The 9,356-nt window shown below is 66.4% G+C and carries 10 protein-coding genes; 8 read left to right on the forward strand and 2 right to left on the reverse strand.

Translation table 11 applies throughout. From position 1 onward, the window contains the following. Window positions 1-19: 19 nt before the first annotated feature. A complete protein-coding gene (locus ACFYTT_RS08230; RefSeq protein ID WP_387258134.1) occupies window positions 20-721 on the reverse strand; it encodes a hypothetical protein in 702 nt (233 codons plus the stop codon). Between the two features lie 41 nt (window positions 722-762). Further along, window positions 763-1,212, reverse strand: coding sequence for a hypothetical protein (locus ACFYTT_RS08235; protein WP_387258136.1), 450 nt, complete (start codon window positions 1,210-1,212; stop codon window positions 763-765). Window positions 1,213-2,237: 1,025 nt separating this feature from the next. On the opposite strand from ACFYTT_RS08235, the gene queC reads away from it, so the two are divergent. The 8 genes from queC to dbpB (ACFYTT_RS08275) are packed head-to-tail and all read left to right on the forward strand — an operon-like array spanning window position 2,238 to window position 9,226. Further along, a complete protein-coding gene (queC, locus tag ACFYTT_RS08240; RefSeq protein WP_387258138.1) occupies window positions 2,238-2,942 on the forward strand; it encodes a 7-cyano-7-deazaguanine synthase QueC in 705 nt (234 codons plus the stop codon). 5 nt (window positions 2,943-2,947) lie between these two features. Next, window positions 2,948-3,586 carry a 7-carboxy-7-deazaguanine synthase gene (gene queE / locus ACFYTT_RS08245; protein WP_387258140.1) on the forward strand — a complete coding sequence of 213 codons (639 nt, stop codon included), beginning with the start codon at window positions 2,948-2,950 and terminating at the stop codon, window positions 3,584-3,586. Further along, on the forward strand, window positions 3,586-3,942 hold the full coding sequence (gene queD / locus ACFYTT_RS08250; protein WP_387258142.1) for a 6-carboxytetrahydropterin synthase QueD: 357 nt from the start codon (window positions 3,586-3,588) through the stop codon (window positions 3,940-3,942). Before queE ends, queD begins: the two co-directional genes overlap by 1 nt. After that, a complete protein-coding gene (folE2, locus tag ACFYTT_RS08255; protein ID WP_387258144.1) occupies window positions 3,942-4,742 on the forward strand; it encodes a GTP cyclohydrolase FolE2 in 801 nt (266 codons plus the stop codon). The genes queD and folE2 overlap by 1 nt, the downstream gene beginning before the upstream one ends. A 14-nt stretch (window positions 4,743-4,756) precedes the next feature. Beyond that, entirely contained in the window at window positions 4,757-5,692 is a 936-nt protein-coding gene (locus tag ACFYTT_RS08260) for a hypothetical protein (protein ID WP_387258145.1), read from the forward strand. Then, window positions 5,692-6,834 carry a DGQHR domain-containing protein DpdB gene (gene dbpB, locus ACFYTT_RS08265; RefSeq protein ID WP_387258147.1) on the forward strand — a complete coding sequence of 381 codons (1,143 nt, stop codon included), beginning with the start codon at window positions 5,692-5,694 and terminating at the stop codon, window positions 6,832-6,834. The genes ACFYTT_RS08260 and dbpB (ACFYTT_RS08265) overlap by 1 nt, the downstream gene beginning before the upstream one ends. Beyond that, on the forward strand, window positions 6,831-8,069 hold the full coding sequence (dpdA, locus tag ACFYTT_RS08270; protein WP_387258148.1) for a tRNA-guanine transglycosylase DpdA: 1,239 nt from the start codon (window positions 6,831-6,833) through the stop codon (window positions 8,067-8,069). The genes dbpB (ACFYTT_RS08265) and dpdA overlap by 4 nt, the downstream gene beginning before the upstream one ends. Continuing rightward, the gene (dbpB, locus tag ACFYTT_RS08275; RefSeq protein WP_387258150.1) at window positions 8,066-9,226 is read left to right on the forward strand and encodes a DGQHR domain-containing protein DpdB; all 1,161 of its coding nucleotides are present in this window, start codon (window positions 8,066-8,068) and stop codon (window positions 9,224-9,226) included. The genes dpdA and dbpB (ACFYTT_RS08275) overlap by 4 nt, the downstream gene beginning before the upstream one ends. The last annotated feature ends 130 nt before the right edge of the window (window positions 9,227-9,356 follow it).

A 9,356-nucleotide genomic window follows, 5' to 3' on the forward strand; every position in this document is an offset into this window, starting at 1 on the left:
GGCGGCCTCGCTGCGCCGGTCACGCCCATCGACCAACAGACCCACCAGCGGTACGGCCACCGGCCGGGGAGAGCGGCAACGACTCGATCGACAGCTCGGGGATCACCAGTTCGTCGTGCCGCTGCACCGGCACACCCGCCGGGTCACCGACCGCCGGCAGCGGTGTACCGACGGTGGTGGCGTCGCCGAACCAGAGCATCACCTCGAACCACGGCGAGCCGCCGTCGCGGTTGTCGCGGGGCAGCCCGAGGTACGCGGTGGCCTCGCCGGTCGTGATGTCCCCGGTGTGCGCGACCCGCACATGGCGCTTCGGCGGCACGACACCGGAGAAGACGCCGGGGAACTGTTCCTCGTCGTCGAACGCCAACTGCCGGTCGCGGCTGTTCTCCACCGCGCCGCCGAGCCGGGCCTCGCTGCCCTCCCACCGGATCGACTCGATCCCACCCTGCAGGGAGTACAGCCGCACCACATAGCCGGCGCACAGGATCTCCAGCGAGTTGTCCTCCACCCGGACCCGCACACCGTCGATCCCGGCGAAGGTGGCCTTGCCCAGGTTCGTCAGGTTGCGCCACACGGTCGTGCCAAAACTCATCGCGTCGTCACCGAGTTCGGGCTCGTGCCGGTCGGCGGCACGCCGGTACACCTGCCGGACCAACCCGCCCAGCGGCTCCAGCACGCCTCGCTCGTCCAGCACCACCACCGCGTCGCCCAGCAACCCCATGCCGGAAAACCTAGCCCATCCCCCTGATGATGTTGCCGAAATCAAGCGGCCGACACGCCACCGGCCCGAGCCGGACCCGCCAACACGGTCGACGACACCCGACCGATCACCGCCGCCGCCGAGCCTCCGATCACCCGTCCCGGGTTGATCGCGGCCCGGACAGCGGTGTGCCAGTCGGCGAACCGCCGGCGTGGCGGGCGGCCATTCGACCAACCGACGACCGCCGCCACCCCACGAGGTGCCAGCGCCGCACGTGCTCCGGACGCCGCCGGTACGCGTCGGCGGCTGAGCTGCTGGGCGCGGTGGGCGGCGCGTACCGGCGGGCACGGGTAGTGCTGCCCGGCGCAGAGCAGGCTCACACAGCGGGTCGGCCGGTCCGGCTGGGGCCGGTGGGCGGCGATGACCCTGGCGGCTGTCCGCCACAGCAGCACGTCGGTGACGTCCTCCGGGAGGTCACGATGCGGATGGCGGGTGCTGTTCACGGCGGTCATGGTCGGTCTCCTCGCGTCGACGGCGCAGCGTGGCCGCCGCCGATGGCCGCATCGATGCGGCTGCGGCCGGGTCCGGCGTCGACCGGAACCATCGACGCTCACCTCTCGCAGGAGGTCAAGTCGCCCGGAACGCCCCGGCCGACGCCGTCGCCCCCACTCTCCAATCGAGGTCTGTCAGACCTGGCGAACACGCGGACGACCTTGCCACCCTGACAAACAAAGGGCGTGCGGGACGGAGGGACGCAGGCTGCGTGCCAGCGCCGGTGATTGGCCAGTTGGTGGGCTCGGCATAACGGCGACGACTGCGCTCAACGGAACGACGGAACCCGACCCCACGGCTGCTAACCCTGCTTGCCCCCCGGGGCAAGCGAGCGCCGATCGTCCGCACGCTGGCTGCGATGCTGCTCACGTCACCCTGAGACGACCCACCAGTGCCCGGAGGTTAGCGTGGACGCCGCAAGTTTCTGTCGCTGCGCCGGAGGGCGTGGGCAGCATCGCCCATGCCGGGCTGATGACGCCCGTTACCCAACGGACGACGCCCTCACCCGACGCCCACATGAAGGGCAGAAGGTCGGGCTGCGGCCGGGCAGCGGGTCGATGCCACGTAATGACACTGCTGCGGAGGCACGGCGGGGCTCCATCGTGGTTCCAGACTGCTTCCACCCGGCGACAGTTCGTCGGATCCGCAGGTTCGCACAGAGGTACTATAGTGATCCGCCGGGCGGCGTCGAGTTTCCCGAAGAGTTCGGCGCTTCGTCGTACACGAAAGTGCGCCACTCTGGCAAGCCAAGTGCCGCAGTTATCGAGTGATGTCTCACTACGTAACTAGCGGGAGCCATCATTCGAGATGCCCGGTTGCGCTGCGTAGCCGACACGTACTGCCCTGTCGGCATAGGGCAAATACCGCCTACGGCGCGTTCCACCGTCGCCGATAGTTCGGTAGGCTGACTGCCGAAACTGCGGCCGAGCTTCGATACAGGACCGTGCAGTTTCTTGGATCCGAGTGGAGAGGCAGAGGCCGGCATATGTCTACGGCTAAGCGCAGGGCTGTGGTGCTACTCAGCGGGGGGCTCGACTCCGCCACGGTGCTCGCTATGGCGATGCACGAGGGGTACGAAGCGTACGCACTCAGCTTCCGCTACGGCCAGCGGCACACGATAGAACTCGAAGCCGCAAGCCGCGTAGCCACGAACCTCGGAGCCGTGAAGCACGTCGTCGCTGACATCGACCTGCGGGTCTTCGGCGGCTCGGCTCTGACCGACGACGCTCTTGCCGTGCCGCACCACGACAGCGCCGACGACCTCGGCAGCGACATTCCGATCACCTACGTGCCTGCCCGGAACACGATTTTCTTGTCCTTCGCGCTGGCGTGGGCAGAGACCCTGGATGCCTCGGATGTGTTTATCGGGGTCAGCGCACTCGACTACAGCGGCTACCCCGACTGCCGCCCGGAGTACATCGCCGCCTACGAGCAGATGGCCAACCTTGCCACCAAGGCCGGCGTGGAGGGGCGCCAACGACTGCGTATCCACACGCCGCTGATCCAGCTGACCAAGGCCGAGACGATTCGCCGAGGTCTGGAGTTGGGCGTGGATTACGCCTGGACACACAGTTGCTATGACCCGGTCGGCGGGCGGGCATGCGGTACCTGCGACTCCTGCCTGTTGCGCGGTCGCGGCTTCGCGGAACTCGGCCGCACAGATCCCGCTCTGGCGCCGACGGCTGGGTGAGGTCGGTGTACCGCGTTAAGGAGATCTTTTACACGTTGCAGGGTGAGGGAACCCATGCGGGCCGGCCCGCGGTGTTCTGCCGGTTCACCAGTTGCAACCTGTGGACCGGGCGTGAGTCGGACCGGCATCGCGCTATCTGCCGGTTCTGCGACACCGATTTCGTTGGCACGGACGGCCCAGGTGGGGGTCGTTTCCGGTCTGCGGCTGATCTTGCCGCGGCTGTGGCCAAGACCTGGCAGGGAAAGTCCCATCCTCGTAGCCGCCCCTACGTCGTCTGCACCGGCGGTGAGCCGCTGCTGCAACTGGACGAGGCCGCTGTGCAGGCCCTCCACGCCGAGGGCTTTACGGTCGCGGTCGAGACGAACGGCACGCGGCTGGCGCCGGCCGGGCTTGACTGGATCTGCGTCAGCCCGAAGGCGGGCGCCGACCTCGTGCTCACCCAGGGCCATGACCTCAAGCTGGTCTACCCACAGGTCGGCGCTGAGCCGCAACTGTTCGAAGACCTCGCCTTCGAGCACTTCCTGCTGCAGCCCATGGATGGCCCCGACAAGGCGGCCAACACCGAGGCTGCGGTGCGGTATTGCCTCGACCATCCGCAGTGGCAGCTGAGTCTGCAGACACACAAATACCTAGGAATTGCCTGATGGAAATCTTCCGGGAGTTCACCTTCGAAGCCGCGCACCGGCTGCCGAACGTGCCAGTTGGGCACAAGTGCGCCCGCCTACACGGCCATTCCTACCGGGTTCAGGTCCATGTCCACGGCGACGTCGACCCCGAAGCGGGCTGGGTCATGGACTTCGGCGAGCTCAAGAAGGCGTTCCAACCGCTCCTCGACCAACTTGACCACTACTACCTGAACGAGGTTCCCGGCCTGGAGAATCCGACCAGCGAAGTACTGGCCCGCTGGATCTGGGACCGACTAATCGACCGACTTCCCCTGTCGACTGTCATGGTCAGGGAGACGTGCACCTCCGGCTGCATCTATCGAGGAGAGCGGTGATGCTTCCCGACGTGCAGGCGCTGCCCGACCAGCGGGGGGTTTCCCTCGATGAGGTCGGCATCGAAGGGCTGCGCTACCCGCTGCTGATCGCTGACGGCCAGGGGGCTAAACGCGAAACCGTCGCCACCATCGACATGTCGGTCAGCCTCGACGCCGAGGTCAAAGGCGCCCACCTGAGCCGCTTCGTGGAAGTGCTGCACACCTGGCGCGACGAGGTCGCGTCGGACAGTGCGCTGCGCCTGGTGGAAGACCTCCGTATGCGCATGGGCAGCAGCAACGCCCGCGTCCATCTCACCTTCGCTTACTTCTTAGAGCGGCAGGCCCCGGTCACCGGCGCGCGGTCCTTCAGCGAGTACCAGTGCGCATTGACCGCCAGCGTGAGCACAGCCAATCCGGTCCTTACATTGCAGGCCCGCGTGCCCGTAACAAGCGTGTGTCCGTGCAGCAAGGCCATCAGTGATCGAGGGGCGCACAACCAACGCGGCTACGTCACCATCGAAGTCCACCCGGTGGGCCCGGGAGACCTATGGTTCGACGACCTCATCGATGTCGCCGAGGCTTCGGCATCCTCACCGGTCTACGCGCTGCTCAAACGGCCGGACGAGCGTCACGTCACCATGGCCGGCTACGACAATCCGGTCTTCGTCGAAGACATGACCCGCCACGTTGCCCTGGCGTTGCGCGATGACCCTCGTGTGAACCGATTCCGGGTGCGCGTGGTCAACGACGAAAGCATCCACAACCATGCCGCCTACGCGCGGCTCGAGTGGACCGACTCCACGACTGGCGGCGACGCGTGAGGTCGAGATCCGGCATGGCCGACCGTCCCGTGCACCTCGTGGTCACCTGCGCCAACCGCAAGACCCGCGTTGTGCCCGATCACCTGCGGCTCGGCAGTCTGCACGAACAGCGGCCAGGGCAACGTTTCGCCACCTGGGCCTCCCGGCTGTCCACCTTCGATGCTGACCGAGTTGCCGCCTTGGACCTGTACGCCGGCGAACACTGGCAGGTTGCCCGCAGCCTTCCCGCCACGCTGCCGCGGGCTACGAAACTGTGGGTGTGCTCCGCTGGCTACGGGCTGATCGCAGCCGACACGCCGGTCGCGCCCTACGCGGCCACCTTCACCGCGGGGGAGGCCGACGCGGCCGGCTCCTCGTCGGCCGCCATGCGCGACTGGTGGAGCAGACTTAACCGATGGAGCGGCCCTGACACCCATGCCCCTCGCTCCTTCACAACGCTGGCTCGCCAGAATCCCCACGCGGTCGTCATCGCCGTGCTGTCCGAGGCGTACCTACGCGCCTGCGCCGACGACCTACGCCAAGCCGCAGACTGCCTGGCCGACCGCGAACAGTTGGCCATCATCGGCCCGCCCGGGCGGTGCCCGGACATCGACGACCTCATCGTGCCGGTTACCGCCGCACTTCGGCCAGTGGTCGGCGGCAGCCTGCAAGCGCTCAATGTTCGCGCCGCCGCCCACCTGCTCACCGCAGCAGCCGACGACCTGTCTCACGCCAACCTGCGCAAACTCGCCGAACAAGCCACCACCACCGCGCCGCCTGACCCCAGCCGGCGACCCACCGGGCAGAAGCTCAGCGACGAAGCCCTGCGCGACCTTATCCGGCGCCACCTGGCCAACGGGCCCACCACCGCGACCAGCCTGCTGCGCCAATTACGTCAGTCCGGGCAGTCCTGCGAACAGTCCCGATTCCGCACCCTGTTCGCCGACGTCGCGGCCCAGGTGAGGCGCTGATGCCCGCCGCCCCCTCCGTCAAGAACCTTGTCCGCCGGGCGCTGCGGATCGACCAGAGCAGCACCTACCCCTTCTTCATGTTCGCATTGCGCGCCGACGAGGTCCTGCAAATCGCCGACATCTCTCGAGTGAGTCGCGACGAGGCCGGCAACCTCATCGGCTACCAGCGCCCCGAGGTACGCCGGCACGTCGAGGAGATCATCGACTATCTCAACACCGACGGCGCGCTGTTCCCGAACCCGATTATCCTCGCGCTGTCCTCCCGCGCGAAGTTCGAGTCCAGCCGCGGCCCCAGCGTCGGCGACGGTCTGGCCACCTCCGGCAAGCTGACCATTCCATTACCGGCAAAGGGCAAGCCGAGGCCAGCTTGGATAGTTGACGGCCAGCAGCGGGCCCTCGCCCTGGCGCGGGCCCAACGCCGCGGCTTTCCGGTTCCCGTCACTGCCTTCGTCGCCGACAGTGTCACCCTCCAGCGCGACCAGTTTCTGCGGGTCAACAACACCCGACCCTTGCCGCGCGGGCTCGTCACCGAACTGCTGCCCGAGGTCGACAGCCCACTGCCCCCTCGTCTGGCGATCCGCAAGGCGCCCGCCGCGCTGTGTGACGTCCTCAACACCGATCCGAACTCGCCCATGTACGGGCTGATCAAACGAGCCTCCACGAGCCGGGAACAGACACCACACGCGGTGATCACCGACACCGTGGTGGTGAACATGCTCAATGAGAGCCTGACCTCATCGTCAGGCTGCCTGTTTCCGTACCGCGACGTCAGCCGCAACGAGACCGACTACGAAGCGATCCTGCAGGCCTTGTACGTCTACTGGGCTGCGGTGCGCGACACCTTCCCCGACGCCTGGGGACTGCCGGCTACCAAGAGCCGCCTCATGCACGGTGCCGGGATCCGCGCGATGGGCCGGCTGATGGACCGCATCCTAGGTGCCGTCGATCCCCGCAGCTCCAACGCACCGGAGACCATCCGCCAACACCTTGCCCTCATCGCACCGCACTGTCATTGGACCGCTGGCGTCTGGGACGACCTAGGCCTGCGCTGGAACGAGATTGAAAACATGCACCGGCATATCCAGGAACTGTCCAACTACCTCATCCGCCTCTACCACAACACCCGGGCAGAACTGTCGTGAGGTTCTTCTTCCCTGACAGCCAGGACCAGGTCGACCCGGGCTTCGACTTCGTCACCGAAGAACGCGACCCGTTCCGCGTCCGGCAACGCGACGACCTGTACGCCCACGAGGTACTCACCCAAGCCCCCTTCGACGGGCTGCTGGTCTCCAAGGCCATCGTCGACGGCAAGGCCGGCGGAGGAACCGGCAAGTACACAGCCGCGCAACGCCACCGCCTTTACCGCGAGGGCGCCCGACGCTTCTTCCGCCTCGACCGCGGCCACACACCACTGAAGATCATGGGCGACTGTGGAGCGTTTTCCTACGTCGCTGAGGAGTACCCGCCCTACAGTGTCGACGAGGTCATCGACTTCTATGACGGCTGCGGATTCCACTACGGCATCGCCGTAGACCACGTCATCTTTCAATACGAGCCCAAGACAGCCCGCGACGACGAGCGCGCCGCCGAGTGGGTACGTCGCCAGGAGATCACCCTTGCTCTGGCTGCGGACTTCTGGCAGCGCTGCAAGGCCCGCCGAGTTTGCTTCACCCCCCTCGGCGTGGCCCAAGGTTGGAGCCCGCAGTCCTACGCCGACGCCGTCGTCGCACTACAACGCATCGGGTACCAACGCATCGCGCTCGGGGGCATGGTCCCTCTCAAGACCCAGGAGATCCTCGCCTGCCTCGCCGCGATCGACCAGGTCCGTGAGCCCACCACGCAACTGCACCTGCTGGGCATCAGCCGGTGCGACGACGTCCCCACCTTCGCCACCCATGGCGTCACCAGCTTCGACAGCACCTCACCGTTTCGTCAAGCATTCAAGGACGACCGCGACAACTACTACACACCCACCGGCACCTACGTCGCCTTGCGCGTACCCCAAGTCGACGGTAACCCCAAGCTCAAGGCCCGCATCCGCTCCGGCGAGATCAGCCAAGCCCAGGCACTCGCCCTGGAACGCACCGCATTGACCCGGCTCCGCCAGTACGACGCCGACGAGGTCGACGTCGACCCGGTCGTTCAGGCACTTCTCGACTACAGCGCCGTGTGGGACGGCAAGTCCGACCGTAGCGCGCAGTACCGTGTGACCTTGGCAGACCAGCCCTGGCGAGACTGTCCCTGTGACCTGTGCAAGGCGATCGGCATCGAAGTCGTGATCTTCAGAGGCACCGAACGCAACAAGCGGCGCGGCTTCCACAACCTGTATGTGTTCGAACAGCGGCTGCGCGCACAACGAGAAAGGACTCCCGCGTGACCACGACCCGACGTGACCTCTCCGCAGGCACCACCCTCGAACTCCGGCTGCCCGCGCTGAAGATCCAGCAAGGTCGCGGACGCAGCCTCTACACCTTCGCGATGGACGGTAAACTCGTCCCGCAGATCGCCACCGTCTCGCGCATTCGACGCGACGAGACGACCGAACTGCACGGCTACCAGCGACCCGAAGTTCTCGCCCACGTGGCGGCTATTCGCCGGTACATCGAAACCGACGACAGCCCGCTGTTGCCCAACGCCATCGTCATCGCCTTCGACGAGCGCGTGCGCTTCGAACCAAACCCCGCCACCGCCGCTGGCCCCAGCTACGTGGAGACGGGAAGTCTGGTAATCCCGCTCATCGACGGACCGGAACACAACCGGCCAGGGTTCATCGTCGACGGCCAACAGCGCTGCGCCGCCATCCGCGACGCCAACATCGACGCGTTCCCAGTGAGCATTAGCGCCTTTATCGCCAACGACACCGCCGACCAGCGCTCCCAGTTCATCCTGGTCAACTCCACCAAGGCACTCCCCAAGGGCCTCATCCACGAGTTGCTGCCAGGCGCCTCCGGTGCGCTGCCCACCCCGTTGCGGGTCCGCCAACTGCCTGCCACCCTGCTCGAAAAGCTCAACTTCGATGAGCTGCGGTCCCCGCTCTACCGGATGATCCAGATGCCCACCAACCCAGGCGGCCACATCAAAGACAACTCGGTATTGCGGATGCTAGAGAACAGCCTGTCCGACGGAGCCCTTTATCGATTCCGAAACGACGAAGCGCTGCCGTACACCGGCGAGATGTTCACCCTGCTCTGCAACTTTTGGGCTGCGGTGAAGCAGGTCTTTCCTGATGCGTGGAACAAGCCTCCTCGCAGGTCACGTCTGATGCACGGTGCCGGGATCATCAGCATGGGCTACCTCATGGACGCGATCAGCCACACCCTCGACGACGGCAACGGCATCATCGAGGCGGACGAGTTCGCCGCTGATCTCAAGGTAATTGCTGACGACTGCCACTGGACCGAGGGCGAATGGGTCTTTAGCGATGGCGTCGTGCGCAAGTGGAACGACATCCAGAACACTCCCCGAGACATCCACCGTGTCGCAGACTTCCTGCAGAATCGCTATCGATCCAACCAGGTTGCGCGAGGACGATGAAGGGGGTGGCCGTGTGCGGCTCGTTGGGGCCTCCGGCCGACACCAACAAGCCGCACGCGGTCCGGCTGCCTGCCCTACTCGGAGGGCTCACCTTCCCTGAAGGGCTGGGGCGGCCGAGGGCTGAAACCGC

Source organism: Micromonospora sp. NPDC003816 (assembly GCF_042874705.1).
In the GTDB taxonomy this organism is placed as follows: Bacteria; Actinomycetota; Actinomycetes; order Mycobacteriales; family Micromonosporaceae; genus Micromonospora.

Bases quoted from the DNA above. Each gene is read 5' to 3' on its own strand.
- ACFYTT_RS08230 (WP_387258134.1), bottom strand. From the start codon at position 721: ATGGGGTTGCTGGGCGACGCGGTGGTGGTGCTGGACGAGCGAGGCGTG.
- ACFYTT_RS08235 (WP_387258136.1), bottom strand. From the start codon at position 1,212: ATGACCGCCGTGAACAGCACCCGCCATCCGCATCGTGACCTCCCGGAG.
- queC (WP_387258138.1), top strand. From the start codon at position 2,238: ATGTCTACGGCTAAGCGCAGGGCTGTGGTGCTACTCAGCGGGGGGCTC.
- queD (WP_387258142.1), top strand. From the start codon at position 3,586: ATGGAAATCTTCCGGGAGTTCACCTTCGAAGCCGCGCACCGGCTGCCG.
- folE2 (WP_387258144.1), top strand. From the start codon at position 3,942: ATGCTTCCCGACGTGCAGGCGCTGCCCGACCAGCGGGGGGTTTCCCTC.
- ACFYTT_RS08260 (WP_387258145.1), top strand. From the start codon at position 4,757: ATGGCCGACCGTCCCGTGCACCTCGTGGTCACCTGCGCCAACCGCAAG.
- dbpB (WP_387258147.1), top strand. From the start codon at position 5,692: ATGCCCGCCGCCCCCTCCGTCAAGAACCTTGTCCGCCGGGCGCTGCGG.